At 45.3% G+C, this 15659-nt stretch carries 13 protein-coding genes; 8 read left to right on the top strand and 5 right to left on the bottom strand.

Translation table 11 applies throughout. The annotated features are described in order from the left end of the window. Nucleotides 1-771 precede the first annotated feature (771 nt). Genes AB4154_RS16200 through hemC form a run of 4 tightly spaced genes read right to left on the bottom strand, consistent with a single transcriptional unit; the run spans nucleotide 772 to nucleotide 4868 of the window. The gene (locus AB4154_RS16200; protein WP_017061005.1) at nucleotides 772-1953 is read right to left on the bottom strand and encodes a heme biosynthesis protein HemY; all 1182 of its coding nucleotides are present in this window, start codon (nucleotides 1951-1953) and stop codon (nucleotides 772-774) included. Then, complete coding sequence (locus AB4154_RS16195) at nucleotides 1953-3179, bottom strand: uroporphyrinogen-III C-methyltransferase (protein WP_017061006.1); 1227 nt, start codon at nucleotides 3177-3179, stop codon at nucleotides 1953-1955. The genes AB4154_RS16200 and AB4154_RS16195 overlap by 1 nt, the downstream gene beginning before the upstream one ends. Before the next feature lie 19 nt (nucleotides 3180-3198). Next, the gene (locus AB4154_RS16190; protein WP_017061007.1) at nucleotides 3199-3927 is read right to left on the bottom strand and encodes a uroporphyrinogen-III synthase; all 729 of its coding nucleotides are present in this window, start codon (nucleotides 3925-3927) and stop codon (nucleotides 3199-3201) included. A 2-nt stretch (nucleotides 3928-3929) separates the two neighbouring features. After that, nucleotides 3930-4868 carry a hydroxymethylbilane synthase gene (hemC, locus tag AB4154_RS16185; RefSeq protein WP_372123557.1) on the bottom strand — a complete coding sequence of 313 codons (939 nt, stop codon included), beginning with the start codon at nucleotides 4866-4868 and terminating at the stop codon, nucleotides 3930-3932. 344 nt (nucleotides 4869-5212) lie between these two features. Here hemC and AB4154_RS16180 point away from each other — a divergent pair, with 344 nt between their 5' ends. Then, nucleotides 5213-7741, top strand: coding sequence for a class I adenylate cyclase (locus AB4154_RS16180; RefSeq protein WP_017063755.1), 2529 nt, complete (start codon nucleotides 5213-5215; stop codon nucleotides 7739-7741). A gap of 71 nt (nucleotides 7742-7812) precedes the next feature. Here the strand turns inward: AB4154_RS16180 and cyaY are convergent, their stop codons facing one another. Continuing rightward, nucleotides 7813-8127 carry an iron donor protein CyaY gene (cyaY, locus tag AB4154_RS16175; RefSeq protein ID WP_017061010.1) on the bottom strand — a complete coding sequence of 105 codons (315 nt, stop codon included), beginning with the start codon at nucleotides 8125-8127 and terminating at the stop codon, nucleotides 7813-7815. Nucleotides 8128-8202: 75 nt separating this feature from the next. On the opposite strand from cyaY, the gene lptM reads away from it, so the two are divergent. The 7 genes from lptM (at nucleotide 8203) to AB4154_RS16140 (ending at nucleotide 15500) form a co-directional block, all read left to right on the top strand. Then, the gene (gene lptM, locus AB4154_RS22415; RefSeq protein ID WP_017068592.1) at nucleotides 8203-8319 is read left to right on the top strand and encodes an LPS translocon maturation chaperone LptM; all 117 of its coding nucleotides are present in this window, start codon (nucleotides 8203-8205) and stop codon (nucleotides 8317-8319) included. Between the two features lie 42 nt (nucleotides 8320-8361). Further along, nucleotides 8362-9615, top strand: coding sequence for a diaminopimelate decarboxylase (gene lysA / locus AB4154_RS16165; protein WP_017066756.1), 1254 nt, complete (start codon nucleotides 8362-8364; stop codon nucleotides 9613-9615). A gap of 11 nt (nucleotides 9616-9626) precedes the next feature. Beyond that, complete coding sequence (dapF, locus tag AB4154_RS16160; RefSeq protein ID WP_017061013.1) at nucleotides 9627-10457, top strand: diaminopimelate epimerase; 831 nt, start codon at nucleotides 9627-9629, stop codon at nucleotides 10455-10457. A 44-nt stretch (nucleotides 10458-10501) separates the two neighbouring features. Continuing rightward, the gene (locus AB4154_RS16155; protein ID WP_017061014.1) at nucleotides 10502-11200 is read left to right on the top strand and encodes a DUF484 family protein; all 699 of its coding nucleotides are present in this window, start codon (nucleotides 10502-10504) and stop codon (nucleotides 11198-11200) included. Next, nucleotides 11169-12101 (top strand): tyrosine recombinase XerC, encoded by a 933-nt coding sequence (xerC, locus tag AB4154_RS16150; protein ID WP_017061015.1) that lies wholly within the window; start codon nucleotides 11169-11171, stop codon nucleotides 12099-12101. The genes AB4154_RS16155 and xerC overlap by 32 nt, the downstream gene beginning before the upstream one ends. Before the next feature lie 15 nt (nucleotides 12102-12116). Beyond that, nucleotides 12117-12833: a 5-amino-6-(5-phospho-D-ribitylamino)uracil phosphatase YigB gene (gene yigB, locus AB4154_RS16145; protein WP_372123555.1), complete on the top strand. Its 717-nt coding sequence runs from the start codon at nucleotides 12117-12119 to the stop codon at nucleotides 12831-12833. Between the two features lie 168 nt (nucleotides 12834-13001). Continuing rightward, nucleotides 13002-15500: an EAL domain-containing protein gene (locus AB4154_RS16140; RefSeq protein ID WP_372123553.1), complete on the top strand. Its 2499-nt coding sequence runs from the start codon at nucleotides 13002-13004 to the stop codon at nucleotides 15498-15500. Nucleotides 15501-15659: the final 159 nt, after the last annotated feature.

The following is a 15659-nucleotide window of genomic DNA, read 5'->3' as shown; positions in this document are numbered from 1 at the left end:
CAAAGATCGCGTCACAAAAATGTGTACAAGAGATTGGATTGACCTGATCAGTTAATTTTCCGGATTGGTATGAGTCTTATTATTCGTCTCAGAGTTTGTAGAGGCGCTTTACGTTGATCACGAGCTCTGATATTCCGACACTTATTATTAAGCTCTGCTCTCTCTAGCAGCGCTTGATTACGTAAGTTTATACTTGTGGCTATTGGTTCGTTGATTAACTTTTCCTGAGCGTCTTGAGAGCTCTATCTCCTACTAATTTGAACTGGCTGATAAAGATGCCTCGTTTCTAATAACAAGGTTTTGTTGGTCGGTAACTCTTGCTATCTCCCTCTACTTAATAGATTAATCTACAGGCAGTTACGTGAACTCCCCGGTTATAACGGTTTATAGTTGGAACGTTGATGGCTATTTAATTGTTAATTCAACGTGACTTTAAGTGGGCATCTGTCTGCGGGTAAATATCTTTAAGCGCCTTCTCTCAAGCTGATCTCCATTTGTTCTTGAACTTCAAGGTATCACTTTTCTCTATGACTCCTCTCGAACCTCTTATAAGGACTTGTTTATAAGAATGGTAAAACTACGTACAGACACAACTAAAGTCGTTCTCCGTGTGTTTGAGAAGCCCAGTTGAGCAATTTCATGGTTAGTTGGTATTGGGCAGGTAAGTGTTTGATGAGCTTGGTTTATAGCTATTGTAGAAGTTATCTAGGGTTAAATAGCAGATACAAAAAAGCCGATGCTAGACATCGGCTTAGTTTGAGTCGCTTAGAGTTAAGCGGGTTGAACTAGAGCGAGCGCTTTACGAGAAACCTCGTGAGCTGCTTTCGTTAAGTTTTGCTTCTCTAGGGCGTCAGATAGATATCCGTAATCTGAAACATTTGAGCGAAGTGCTAGGGCTTTTTCGAAGTGGCTTTGTGCTTCCGCCCACTTCTGCTCTCTTAAGTAGAACTGAGCCAGCGCGCTGTGTGCTTCGGCATTACCACTGTCTTTACTAATTGCACGTTCTAGCATGACCACTACTGGGTGGTGATCGGATAAGTTCAGCTCTGGAAGCAACATGTAGAGTTCATTTGACCCACTCTTTGCAATGTTCTCTTTGATCACAGTGAAGGCTTCTGAGTCAGCTTTGCGAGCGATAAGTTGCTTCACAAAGCAGGATACAAGGTGCGAACTTTGTTTCTGTTTTCTTGAAAGCTTGTTCCAATGGCTGATTAAACCTTCGCTACCTTGCTGTTGTGCCACATCATGAAGTAGCCCACATTGTGCTTTCTGTTCTAATTCACGTTGCTCATCAGCTGTTAGAAGTTTGTTCTTAACTAATTTAGGAGTTAACTCTAGCAATGGCTGCCATAACTTCAGTTGCAAGTAAGTGGCTTTTAACAGGCCAAGTACAGCAGTGTTATTAGGGTATGTGCCTTTTAGGGTCGAAAGTGTATCGAATGCAGCTTCGTAGTTTGACTCGCTGATTTGCTGTTTAGCTTTAGTTAGCTCAACCGCTAGTAGAGAGTCGTCCTGTTGGCTAGCAAGCTCGATGTACTTATCTCGCTCACTTGTATTACCTTGTTCGTGTGCCGCTTGAGAAGCGACTAAATAACAAAGTAGAGGCATGTCGTGATGGTTAGCCCAACGAGTTACTTTCTTCTCAGCGCCTTTCCAGTCACCTTCAAGTAGCTTGATAATGCCTTCATTGGTATAACGACGAGAACGTTTCAGCTTACGAACACTGAACCAGTTCCAAGTTGTCGAGCTTGCGTACATAAGCTTTTTAAATAGGTACTCTAAGCCGAATAGAGCCGCTAGAAGAGCAATGACAAAGATAACCAGTGTTGTCACGCTCATCTCAATAGTCTTGTTCGCAATTGAGATCAGAACGTAGCCTTGTTGACCAGAGAACTGAGTACCAACAATTAACCCAGCACCTAGAACGAGAAAAAGAAAAATCCAACGAATCATTATTTTTCCTCCGTGGTCATAACGGTGACTTCACGACGTAGGCGCTCACGTATCACATCTGACAACTCATTTTGAGATTCAAGCTTTACAGGGTATTTCACAGAGATGTTCTGTTCACTTAGCTGTTTAATCGCTTTCTCAAATTCAATCACTGAGTTGTTATCTTGGTTTAGATACGCTTTCGACCACTCGCTAGCGGTATTAAGAGCTGCGCTATAGAGTTCACCTTGTTCTTTGTAGACGGCGCGAATCGCGGTTTCTAATTTACCTTTGATGTTTTCACGCAGGTAGAAGTGTTGTTCAGGAGAGAGTAGAGGGATAACTTCGCCATCACGACTACGGAAGGTAATGAAGTTTTCTGAGAAGTCTTTCATCGACGTCATCAGGTTGTTCTGCCAATCATTAATATCTTGCGATACCGCTTTTTTCTCAACAACCGCAGCTTCCGGAAGAATCGCATTGGCAAGCGGCAGTGTATCGACTTGCTGTTGCAAGCTTGTGATACGCAGAACTAAGCCGTCACGGTCGATCAGAGGAATAGTGCGAAGCTTGGTAATGTCATTGGTCATTGATTGACGCAGTGACACTAAGCTCGGGTCATTCAGTGCGGCGATACGTTGATCGGCGCTTTCCATTAGTTTGGTTGCACTAACGGCATCATGCTCGAGGAACAGTTTACGTCCTGCTAGTTTCACAAGGTAATCAGCTTCAGCAAGCAACCAGTCATTCGGGCGGCGACCTTTCACGTCAGCCACTGCTAACTGCAGGCTTTGAATGCTCTTCTGCTGTTGAGATTGCACGACCTGAGTTTTCTCCACCGCGTGTGAGGCTTCTTGGATAGTCTCTTGCTTGATGGTTTGTAGGTCTTTATTTACCGCAGATTGGGTATTTTGAAGTTGTGCTTGAAGAGCGGCTATTTGAGCCGAGTATTCAGCGCTCTTTTGCTGCATTTGAAATGCGATACCGCCACTGAAGATAATTGAAATAGCGATCGCAATAGCGCCTAGTTTGACACCGCGCTTACCTTGCTTTTCTGCTTTCTCTATTTGCTCTTTATGCTCAGCTTGAGGCTGCTCATTTTTAGCGGTATTTGAAGCAGAGGCATCAAGCTTCTGTTCAGGTTGTTTTGTCTCTGTAGAGTCAGCTTTTTCGTTTTCAACAACTACTGGCTGAGTATCTTGTTTCTTTTCAGGTTCAATATGCTCATTATTTTTTTTGCTTGTCATGCTTATTTCCTGTTTCTAGCTAGGGCCGGAGAGCAGCCAGTAATATTTGGTTCGTAGCACTGTGAGTATTGGTCACATTCGAGAAGCCGAGTTGTTGTGCTCGTTCTACAATGCGCTGGCTTGGGACAAATAGATGTCTTGTTGAAAGCCAAGCCAAATACTCATCAGGGGTAATTGAGCAGAGATACTCCAATTGTTCCTGACTAGTGATGACAACTTTGGACGTTTTTTTGTTTATCCATGTTTGATAGGTATTGTGGTCGCTAATAGGAATATATTCTCTACGGTAGGTCTCACAATAAGAGACTTGTGCACCTCGATTGAGTAGAGAATCTCTAATGAGCTCACGCCCACCATTGCCACGTAGTATCAAAATGGACTTATTTTCTACGCCATTAAGTTCAGTAAGTTTAAGAAGATGTTCACTATCACTAACTTGAGGATAGTTTACTTTTTGTTTACAGACTTTGCTTAAAACGTGCGCAGTTTTTTGACCAACGCCAAGATAAAGCGGCGAAGTAGGCCAAATGGATGAGGTTTTTGAAAGGATGCTTTGGGCAGCCGCCACGGCGTGGTGACTGACTGCAATAATGATATCGCTGTTATTAAGCTGGGTGCTTAAATCCGCAGAGTTGGGATTATCCACGATACGAATCAGCGGATGATGGATTGCTTGAACCCCTTCATCCGCTAGTTGTTGGCAAAGCGATTGTCCCTCTGAACCGGGACGAGTCACCAACACTGTCATGATTATTCTTGGTCAACGTAGAGCTTGGTTAAGATTTCTCTCGCGCCATCATCCAGCAATTGATTTGCCAGAGTCACGCCAAGTGCTTCTGCATCTTTGCGAGGGCCAGAGATCTCACCACGAACCATCTTAGAACCGTCCGGTTCACCAACTAATGCACGTAGCCAGATGTTTTCGCCATCTAATAATGAGTAGCTGCCGATAGGAACCTGACAGCCACCTTCTAGGGTAAGGTTCATTGCACGTTCGCACAGTACACGATCAGCCGTGTCTTTATGATTCAGTGGTTCAAGGAGTTTAATCAGACGCTCGTCATCAAGGCGACACTCAATACCAACAGCGCCTTGGCCAACAGCAGGGAGAGACTGCTCTGGTTTGATGAAGCTACGAATACGCTCTTCTAGCTCTAGACGTTTAAGACCTGCAGCAGCCAGTACGATCGCATCGTATTGACCATCATCGAGTTTACCTAGACGAGTACCAACGTTGCCGCGCAGCTCTTTGATGATCAGATCTGGGCGGTATTCTAACAGTTGGCATTGGCGACGCAGACTGCACGTACCCACGACAGCACCTTGTGGGAGTTCGTCGATGTTGTTGTAAGTGTTTGATACGAAAGCGTCACGCGGATCTTCGCGCTCACAAATTGTTACCAGACCTAGACCTTCAGGGAAGTCGACAGGTACATCTTTCATTGAGTGAACGGCTAGGTCAGCACGACCTTCTAGCATGGCTACTTCAAGTTCTTTAACGAACAGTCCTTTACCACCCACTTTAGCAAGCGGAGTGTCTAGGATGATGTCACCTTTGGTCACCATAGTTACCAACTCAACCTCTAAACCAGGGTGAGCAGCTTGCAGTGCATCCCTTACAAAGTATGCCTGCCAAAGGGCAAGAGGGCTTTTTCTGGTCGCGATACGGATTGGTGCTGAATTTGTCATGGTGTTTCCGATATAGGTTCTGTAATAGCCTAATCCTACCATTATGAGGCGAGAATTCTTACTGTTTGATCATTCCATACTTTGATAGCTGAGAGATTTTCATGAGTTCACCAAAATAGTGTGATTGGTATCTCATTTGAAACATGGGCTATTATTAGAAATAGTCAATAAAGAGGACACTACGACGCCGTGAGTTTAACTTTCTGTCATCAAGGAATTGACCAGTATGACGGGTTCCTTTGCTTTACCATTAAGGGTAAAAGTGTTAAATTGATCACGTTTTGTTGCTCCTTTCGTTCAGTAACTAAACAGAACTGCACTTAACCTCAAACCAAGGACTTACCTTGCAGGCTTACACTCAAACTTTGATTCAACGATTAGACAATCTAAATCAGCAGCGCATTGATCGTGCGTTGGCGTTGATGAATGTGCAAGGCCAGCGAGTATTCAACCTTATTCCCGCACTGCTTCACTTCAATCACCCGATGATGCCTGGTTATTATGACCAACAAGTTCCTTTTGGAATTCGTAGCTTCACGCTTAATGAATTCCAAAAGCAATTTGTCTCTGATACCGAATTAACGCTGGGTGGCAAACTCACCGAAGCTGATGAACCTGCAATCCTTGGCTTGTACACCATGGGTAGTACTTCTTCTATTGGTCAAAGCACTTCAAGTGATCTTGATATCTGGGTGTGTGTTTCCCCGGATATGGATGGCGCATCTCGCGATAGCCTAACCAACAAGTGTCTCTTGATTACTGATTGGGCTGAAACCTTAGGGGTTGAAGCGAACTTCTTCTTGATGGATGAAGAGCGTTTCCGTTCGAACCATTCAGAAGAGATGACAGGCGATAACTGTGGTTCTTCACAGCATTTATTACTGCTTGATGAGTTCTATCGCTCTGCGGTTCGTTTAGCTGGTCAGCGTTTGTTGTGGCAAATCATTCCGCCAGAAATGGAAGAGTGTTACGACGAGTATGTTCAAGGTTTGTGTCAGGATGGTTATCTTGATTGCTCGCAGTGGATCGATTTCGGCAAGCTGAATCGTATTCCCGCTGAAGAGTACTTTGGTTCAAACCTGTGGCAGCTCTATAAGAGTATCGACTCACCGTATAAATCGGTTTTGAAGGCGATCCTGTTAGAGGCCTATTCGTGGGAATACCCAAACACCCAACTGCTGAGTATTGATACCAAGCGCCGCTTCTTTGCGGATGAACCGGATCTGTATGGCATGGATAGCTACTATCTGATGCTTGAAAAGGTAACGCGCTATCTAGAACGCATTAACGACCACACTCGATTGGACTTGGTAAGACGCTGTTTTTATCTTAAGACCCACGAGAAGCTGTCACGAGATGCGGGCATTGGTTCTGTTGCGTGGCGTCGTGAAGCCTTGACTGAGATGACTAAGTCTTGGAATTGGGGACATGAAACCATTGCTGAGCTCGATAACCGCCGTAACTGGAAGGTTGAGCAGGTTAAAGTGGTGCACCATGCACTGCTTGATGCCTTGATGCTGAGCTACCGTAATCTGATTCAATTTGCGCGTCGTAACGACATCACTTCGGCAATCAGCCCACAAGATATCAGTATCTTGGCACGTAAGCTTTACGCTGCGTTTGAGGTATTGCCAGGTAAAGTGACACTGCTGAACCCACAAATCTCTCCGGATCTGCATGAACCCGACTTGAGCTTCATCGAAGTTCGTCAGGGTCAGTCGAATAAAGCAGGTTGGTACTTGTATAAGCAGCCACTGGTTGCACACCGCATTCTTGGTCAGCCTTCTCTAGAGCACCATGAGTACTTGAGTAAGTTGGTAGCATGGTCGTTTTTTAATGGCTTGATTACCGAGTCGACACGTTTGCACTCTGTGGTACGTGACGCTCACATCGATATCGATAAGTTCTATCAAATGGTGAGCGACCTGCGTAATACGTTTTCTTTGCGTAAGCGTCGCCCAAGTATGCAAGCACTGGCGAGCCCGTGTGAGATAAGCCAGCTAGCGATGTTCATCAACTTTGAAAATGACCCGACGTCTGAATTAAGTGGTCGTGCATTAAAAGTGGACCTCAAGAACGCCGATATCTTCAGCTTTGGTGAGGAAGGTAAGAGCTTAGTCGGCAGTGTCGACTTAGTTTATCGTAACTCTTGGCATGAAGTACGTACGCTGCATTTCCAAGGTGATACGGCAATGCTGGATGCGCTGAAGACGGTGCTTGGCAAAATGCACCAAGATGCTTTACCGCCAGAATCGGTTGATGTGTTCTGTTACAGCAAAAACCTGCGTGGTGTGATGCGTAACATGGTGTATCAACTGCTTGCTGAGTGTATCGATTTACGATTGAAACCGATTGAACCCGAGAAGCGCCGCCGCTTTAAGGCTATTCGTTTAGCTAATAAGATGTTTGGTCTGTTCTTCGAACGTCGTGGTGTGTCGGTACAGATGTTGGAAAACTCGGTCGATTTCTACCGTAGCATCTCAACCAATAAGCTCAAAGGCTCACCTTTACTGATGCTCGATAAAGAGCAAGAGTATCAGCTACCAGAAGTGGTGGATGGTTTTGCGAGTGAGGGCTTGATTCAGTTCTTTTTCGAAGATACCGACAAAGGCTTCAATATTTATGTATTGGACGAGTCGAACCAAGTTGAGGTCTACCACCAGTACAGCGGTGAAAAAGATGAGATGATCGCGAGCGTGAATTCTTTCTACACATCGGTAAAAGATGAGTCGAAGATGTCGTCTAAGTTGATTAACTTTAACCTACCTCAGTACTACCAAATCGTTCATCCTGAAGAAGGCAATTCTTACGTTGTGCCTTATCGTAACGATGCAACTTTAGCTTCTCGGAGCTCAAAGATAGTCAACATCTAGTCTTACTAAGCCCGATTGATATTGAAAAAGGAGTGATTGATTCACTCCTTTTTAGTTTTGCTTACAAATGATTAGACCCAATCGATCGCTTCACCTGCGTGCTTCACGCATTCTTCTTTAACCATCTCAAACAGCTCCATGCCCGTCTTTGAACATGTCCACTTGTCGTCAACTAGCTTGAAGTGAAAGCCACCAGATTTAGACGCTAACCAGATTTCTTTCATTGGTTCTTGGCGGTTAATGATGATTTGGCTGCGGTTCTCAAACTCCAGCGTCATCACGTTACCAGTCACTTCGTAATCAATATCTGCCTCTGATTCATCGATAGCTTCTTCGATGTTTTGCATCTGTATATCGACCAGCTGATGAAATTCAGTCTCGTTCATCCTTTCTATCCTATTGCTTTTCCTGAGTGTGGTGCGATTATAGGGGGCATTGAGTTAATAATCACGATATGCAAAATGAAAAAATTAATTACTGCTCTATTTATGATGTCCGTTATTGGACTTTCTGGTTGTGGTCAAACGGGTCCTTTGTACGATCCTGATGAAGTTCAGCAAACCGAACAATCACAATAAGTGAAAACACGCAGAAATCGTTATTTATAAGGGATAAGAACTTTGGATTACTTCAACTATCAGGAAGATGGCCAGCTTTGGGCTGAGGACGTCGCACTTTCACAACTAGCAGAGCAATATGGTACACCGCTGTATGTATATTCTCGTGCAACATTAGAACGCCACTGGAATGCGTTTGATTCATCGGTTGGTGAGCATCCGCACTTGGTGTGTTATGCCGTTAAAGCTAACTCAAACCTTGGCGTGTTGAATACTTTGGCTCGTTTGGGCTCTGGCTTCGATATCGTTTCTGGCGGTGAGCTAGAGCGTGTGGTTGCTGCCGGTGGCGATCCAGCAAAAGTTGTATTCTCTGGTGTCGGTAAAACAGCCGCTGAAATGAAGCGTGCGCTTGAGTTGAACATTAAGTGTTTCAACGTAGAGTCTGAACCAGAACTAGAGCGACTGAATAAAGTAGCTGGTGAGCTTGGTGTTAAAGCGCCGATTTCACTGCGTATCAACCCAGACGTTGATGCGAACACTCACCCTTATATCTCTACAGGTCTGCGTGATAACAAGTTTGGTATCGCTTTCGACCGTGCTCCTGCTGTTTATGAGTTTGCAAAAACACTCGATAACTTGTCTATCCATGGTATTGATTGCCACATTGGTTCTCAGTTAACGGATATCGAACCTTTCATCGATGCAACCGATCGCCTACTTGCGCTGATCGACCAGCTACGTGCTAACGGTATCAACATCAAACACCTTGATGTCGGTGGCGGCTTGGGTGTGGTTTATCGTGATGAATTACCACCACAGCCTTCTGACTACGCGAAAGCTTTATTGGCTCGCTTAGACAATCATTCTGATCTAGAGCTGATTTTCGAGCCTGGAAGAGCGATTGCTGCTAACGCTGGTGTATTATTAACGAAAGTCGAGTTCCTCAAGCCAACAGAGCACAAGAACTTTGCCATCATCGATGCAGCAATGAACGATCTAATGCGCCCAGCACTTTACCAAGCTTGGCAGGATATTGTTCCTGTGAGCCCTCGTCAGGGTGAAACTGTGACTTACGATTTGGTTGGCCCAATCTGTGAGACAGGCGATTTCCTAGGTAAAGATCGTGACCTTGTTCTTGAAGAAGGTGATCTGCTAGCAGTTCGTTCAGCGGGTGCTTATGGCTTCGCGATGTCATCTAACTACAACACTCGTTCGCGTGCGGCTGAAGTGATGGTGGATGGCGATAAAACTCACTTGGTTCGTCAGCGTGAAGAGCTTACGAGTCTGTGGGAACTTGAAAACATTCTTCCGGAGTAATTTTAAGCGTTATGCACTTCCACTTTTCTAAAATGCATGGTTTGGGCAATGATTTCATGGTCGTGGACTGCATTACTCAAAATATTTTCTTTTCTCCAGATTTGATCCGTCGCTTGGCGGATCGTCACACTGGCGTGGGCTTTGATCAGCTACTTGTGGTTGAGGCTCCCTATGATCCAGAAACTGATTTCCATTACCGCATATTCAATGCGGATGGCAGTGAAGTGGAGCAGTGTGGCAATGGTGCACGTTGTTTTGCACGATTCGTTCGCATGAAAGGCTTAACGAATAAGTACAGCATCAACGTGAGTACCAAGAAAGGTAAAATGGTTCTCAAGATTGAAGAGAATGACCTGATCACGGTGAACATGGGCATTCCTGAGTTCGAACCCGGCAAGATTCCATTCAAGGCCAAGCAGCCAGAGAAGACGTATATCCTAAGAACGGATGTACACACCTTATTCTGTGGTGCGGTAAGCATGGGTAACCCACATGTGGTTACCGTGGTTGATGACGTCGACACGGCTGATGTGGACACCTTAGGCCCACTACTTGAATCACATGAACGTTTCCCTGAGCGTGTTAATGCTGGCTTTATGCAGGTCGTTAACCGTGAAGAAGTTCGTCTACGTGTTTACGAACGCGGCGCGGGTGAAACTCAGGCATGTGGCAGCGGAGCGTGTGGCGCAGTTGCAGTGGGTATCACTCAAGGCTTACTGGCTGAGAATGTGAAGGTTCGTCTACCAGGCGGTGACTTACACATTAGCTGGCAAGGCCCGGGTAAACCTCTGTTTATGACCGGCCCTGCAACGCATGTGTTTGATGGTCAACTTTCTTGCTAATAACGACCCAAAACAAATATATTCATAAAAATAAAGGATAGGTTTTGTCTTACGTTGAAGCCGACGCACTCACCGCAGAAGTGGTCGCGGAATATTTACGTGATAACCCAGATTTTTTCCAAGACCGAAAAGATTTGGTTGATCGCCTTGCTATCAATAACGTTGAGCAGGGCGCTGTTTCTCTGGTTGAGGTTCAGCTTAAACGCCAACGTCATCGAATCGAAGAGCTTGAAGAAGAGATCACTGGCTTGATGTCGTTGGCAGCAAATAACGATAAAACCTTCTATGAGTTTATGGATCTGCAAGCGCAAGTGCTGAAATGCAGTGACTTCATGCAGGTGATAAAAGCCGTTGAACAAAAAGCGTTAGATCTTGGGCTTAAGGCTCATGTTCGTATTCTTTCGCAATCTGGCTTTTATCAGTTGAGTGCTGAGGGTTACTCTAAGTTTTCGCTTAACCATTTCAATGGCAAAGATGCTTATCTTGGACGCTTGAGAAAAGCCGACAGACACGATTTGTTTGGTGATTATCCAGTTCCAGAGCTAGGCTCTTATGTAGTACTACCGCTTGCTAAGCAGTCTCCATTGGGTTTGCTCGCCTTTTCTAGTGAAGATGGCGGACATTTCCAACCCCATATGGATACGCTCTTTTTACGCCATTTAGCACTTGTTGTCGCTCATTTGGCGGACACCTTACCTTGGCAGATAAATAATGAGCCTAGAGCCCAAAATACCTCTTCCTAACAGCCTTCAAAAGCCACTTTCTCGCTTCTATGAATATCTCCGAAGCGAGAAGGGACTCAGCCTACACACCCAACGTAATTACAAACAACAACTTGAAACCATGGCCGGTCATTTAGTCACTCTAGGGCTAAAGGATTGGGGTCAAGTCGATGCGGCGTGGGTCAGACAACTGGCCAGTAAAGGCATGCGTGAGGGAATGAAAGCGAGCAGCATTGCAACGCGCTTATCGTCACTGCGCAGCTTCTTTGATTTCCTTGTGTTGCGTGGCGAAATGACCGCCAATCCAGCCAAAGGTGTCTCTGCACCTCGCAAACAACGCCCTTTGCCTAAAAACCTCGATGTTGATGAAGTGGGTCAACTGCTTGATGTGAATGAGGACGATCCATTGTCGATTCGTGATCGAGCGATGATGGAGGTGATGTATGGTGCTGGATTACGACTGGCAGAACTGGTCGGCATCAATCTGAAAGATGTGTTGGGTCGACAAGGCGAAATCCGAGTGATTGGTAAAGGCGACAAAGAACGCAAAGCGCCTTTTTCTGGTTTAGCTAAAGAGTGGGTCGATAAATGGCTCAAAGTTCGTGGTGAATTGGCTTCACCGGGTGAAACCGCGCTGTTTGTCTCTAAGCTCGGGACTCGTATCTCTCACCGCAGCGTGCAAAAGCGCATGGAAGAGTGGGGCAAGAAGCAATCTGTCGCGAGCCACATCAGCCCGCATAAACTGCGTCACTCCTTTGCAACGCATGTGCTGGAATCGAGCCAAAATCTTCGTGCTGTGCAAGAGTTGCTTGGCCATGAAAACATCTCGACGACCCAAGTGTATACCCACTTAGATTTCCAACACTTAGCACAAGCTTATGATCAGGCTCACCCGAGAGCTCGTAAGAAGAATAAAGATTAGATTAAAGGGTTTACTATGCGAATTTATCGAGGGTTAAAGCCCATCAAAGCCATGACCTTTGACTTGGATGACACCCTGTATGACAACTGGCCTGTGATCATGAAGGTTGAGAAAGAGATGGCACAGTGGCTTTATCAAAAGCACCCAGTGTCTGCTTCTTTATCGCTTGAAGAGTGGCAGGGCATTAAGCAGCAAGTCGCATCTGAAAACCCAGCTTTGAAACATGATGTCACCGTGTGGCGTGAAACTCAGATTAAGAGTGGTTTGCTGCAATTGGGTTACTCTCTGCAGCAAGCAGAGCAAGCGGCTCGAGAGGGCATTGAGCATGCCTTGTGGTTGCGTAATCAAGTCGATGTCCCTCAAAAAACGCATCGAGTGATGACTGAACTTAGCCAACGTATTCCTCTGGTTGCGATTACCAATGGCAATGTCGATCCACACAAAATTGGCTTAGGGCTGTACTTTCAATTAATCCTTAAAGCCGGCCCTGATGGCAGAGCAAAACCCTATCCAGATATGTTTGAAAAAGCTCAGCAACACCTAGGTTGTGACGCTGAGAATATTCTTCATGTTGGCGATCACCTCAAAACGGATGTCTATGGAGCCAAGCAAAATGGCTTCCAAGCGTGCTGGTTTAATGACACTGGTTCCAATTTATACCGCTCCCCGAAGGCGAGTGTGCTCCCTGATGTTGAAATAGACCAACTTAGCGATCTTATGCGACTAATTTAATGGCTCGGTAAGCTTATTGTGTCGCATTTATGCTATTGAATTGTTACATTAGTCGCCTATAAAAGCCTGATTAGGCTAGGATAATTGGCGACTACTTTTTATCGATTCATTTCAGTCATAGCAGTGGTTGCGGGTTGTTACTTCACTCGATTTTGAACAAGGGTTGGCATGCAAACATTTACATTTCTCGCAAATACTGAGGCGTTATTTAGAGCTCAATTTGATCAGCGAGAATGGTGTGACAGCAAACAGTACCTTATTCAAATTTTCTCAGCTCAATCTTCAGATCTAGCTCGTCAAATCGCGGCTGTTGCCCTCAATCGTTTAAATAATGCGACGCTAATTGGCCAGAGTGCTCGTCATGTTATCTGTGATAATTGCCTTGAAAGTGCATGCACCTTAGTCATCATCAGTGAGTTCAACGAAACCCATCTAACCTCTGCGGTCCAGCCTTTTTCCGGCAATCCAAATCAAGACAGCCAAGACTTAGCTTTTCAGCTGCGCCTTACAGAAGAAACCAAAACGGTCATCAGCTTGTGCGATCAGGTTGAAGGGCGTGATTATCCTATTTATAGCGCTTTTGAAAATTTGCCTTACGCCTTGCCGATAGCTGGTGGACTGTGCCATGAGAATGAATTTGGCCGTTGGGTTATGTATAACGAGCAAACCTACCAGCACGCCTGTGTTGCTGTGGCTCTGACTAACCCAAGATTGAAGGTTTGGTCGGACGCGTACTCTGAGTGGAACCCGATTGGGATGAAGCTACGAGTCACACACGCAATCGGAAATCGCTTATACGCATTGAACGACAAGCCGGCTATTGAAGTATTCAAACATTACCTTGCGGATGGCAAAGACCTTCCTTTTAGTCAACTGATGAGCTTTCCACTTTATCGAGAACTTGGCAGAAAGAAGGGTATCTCGACGCCGCTACGTATTAATGATGATGGCAGTATTGAGTTTGATAGCCCTTGGCATGTCGGTGAAGAGGCGCAGTTTTGTTATAACCACCCATCGCTCACTGCAGAAAAGGTGCACCACGGTGCCGAGATGCTAGCCATGCATCAGCCTGAATCGGTGATCATTTATAACTGCGTATCTCGACTTGAATTTATCGACAGTAAACTTGAGCTCAAGCCATTTGAAGGGATAGTGAATACATGTGGTGCCTACTGCATGGGGGAGCTATACCGTAATGAAGACCGCCAAGAGATACTGCACCACAGCTTGACTTATATCGCTATGCGCGAGTCTGACGAGATTAAAGAGTTTCATTGCGAAGACTTTCAGTGTGGCTCAACCGTGTCGCCATTGCTTAACCTAGTCAGAAATGCAGTCGCTGATCTCGACAGTATGAATACTCAGATGGAAAAGAAACTCCATCAACAAGCGCGTCGCTTAACCGAAAGCTATCGCATTGACTCGCGTACTGGTTTGCCGAACCGTATAGTACTGAAAGAGCGCCTCAATACGATTCTGTTCAGTGAACATCTGCTGACCTTAAAGCTAACCAACTTCCATCAGGTTAACGAGAAGTATGGTTATCAAGTGGGGGATCAGCTGCTACTCGATCTGTCTAATCACTTTATCGAGCGATTACAGCTTCGTGTGGTTAAAGAGCCTCGCGTGAATGTAGAGCTATTCAGTATTGGTGTTGGAGAGTGGGCGATTATCTTCAATGCTAGTGTTGGTAGTACGAAAATAAAAGAAGGTTTCGTTGAGTTCGCCGATGACATCGAACACATAAATTTTGAGCCATATGGTTTGGCTGATATTGATTACCTGTCAGTTTCTCTGTGTGGCGGCTTTGCTAGTCGTTGTGACTTCTTAACCGACAGTGGTGACCAGATCTTATTGAAAGCGATCGAAGCTCGACGCTATGGAGTACGTAACAATACCCACATCACCAATGCCAAAGATATTCAGGTGAGCGAAGAGGACCGCAAAGAGCAACTCGGTTGGTTGAGTTGTGTAAGTCGTGCGATTCTAGATCAGAACATCATCACCTATTCCCAGCCGATTGTGGAGTCGGTTACGCACGAAATGATTGGCCAAGAGTGTTTGGTCAGAATCATGGAGTCGGACGGTACTATTGTGCCACCAGGAAAGTTCTTACCTATCATTGCTGACACCCATCTTTACACGCGCCTTAGTCGACACATGATTAAGAGCACTATTGGCTATATGGCGGATAAGCAGAGCTCATTTTCTATCAATCTATCCCCACAAGATTTGTTGAGCGATAAGACGCTCGAGGTCCTTGAGGCTGCGATCAGTGGTATGAACGATCCTACTCGACTTGGTTTAGAAGTTCTCGAGTCTGAACAGATTAAAGATTATGGCCGCATGATTGAGGTGTGTGATCACTTCCGTGCGCTTGGGGCGAGAATCATTGTTGATGACTTTGGCTCTGGTTACTCCAACATCGAGGAAATCATTAAGCTTGAGCCACAGATCATTAAGCTCGACGGTAGCTTGATTCGTAATATCGACAAAGATCAAAAACAAAGAAACATAGCCTCTCAGTTGATTCGTTTGTGCCAAGTGTTCAATGCCAAAACGGTCGCTGAATTTGTCCATAACCAACAGGTTTGTGAGATAGCAGAGCAAATGGGTGTCGATTATCTGCAGGGTTACTACTTCGGTGAGCCTAAGCGACTGTTTTAGCAGTTAAAGCTTCCCGCATTGTGTAACGACTGGCTATAAAAGTACTGCGCCGCCATTAATGACTGCTTTTTGGCGGAATGAATGATGTCTAACTAAGGTCACATTATTCATAACGCGATCGCAAGTATTCCGTGCAAGCCTTATCTATAATAAGCACAA

The sequence above is a fragment of the Vibrio sp. 10N.286.51.B11 genome (assembly GCF_041469245.1).
In the GTDB taxonomy this organism is placed as follows: domain Bacteria; phylum Pseudomonadota; class Gammaproteobacteria; order Enterobacterales; family Vibrionaceae; genus Vibrio; species Vibrio crassostreae_C.
The sequence above is the reverse complement of the archived record's forward strand: the minus strand, read 5'-3'. Positions and strand labels throughout refer to the sequence as shown.

Bases quoted from the DNA above. Each gene is read 5' to 3' on its own strand.
- lptM (WP_017068592.1), top strand. From the start codon at position 8,203: ATGAAAAAATTAATTACTGCTCTATTTATGATGTCCGTTATTGGACTT.
- dapF (WP_017061013.1), top strand. From the start codon at position 9,627: ATGCACTTCCACTTTTCTAAAATGCATGGTTTGGGCAATGATTTCATG.
- AB4154_RS16190 (WP_017061007.1), bottom strand. From the start codon at position 3,927: ATGACAGTGTTGGTGACTCGTCCCGGTTCAGAGGGACAATCGCTTTGC.
- AB4154_RS16140 (WP_372123553.1), top strand. From the start codon at position 13,002: ATGCAAACATTTACATTTCTCGCAAATACTGAGGCGTTATTTAGAGCT.
- cyaY (WP_017061010.1), bottom strand. From the start codon at position 8,127: ATGAACGAGACTGAATTTCATCAGCTGGTCGATATACAGATGCAAAAC.
- xerC (WP_017061015.1), top strand. From the start codon at position 11,169: ATGAGCCTAGAGCCCAAAATACCTCTTCCTAACAGCCTTCAAAAGCCA.
- yigB (WP_372123555.1), top strand. From the start codon at position 12,117: ATGCGAATTTATCGAGGGTTAAAGCCCATCAAAGCCATGACCTTTGAC.
- AB4154_RS16195 (WP_017061006.1), bottom strand. From the start codon at position 3,179: ATGACAAGCAAAAAAAATAATGAGCATATTGAACCTGAAAAGAAACAA.
- AB4154_RS16200 (WP_017061005.1), bottom strand. From the start codon at position 1,953: ATGATTCGTTGGATTTTTCTTTTTCTCGTTCTAGGTGCTGGGTTAATT.
- hemC (WP_372123557.1), bottom strand. From the start codon at position 4,868: ATGACAAATTCAGCACCAATCCGTATCGCGACCAGAAAAAGCCCTCTT.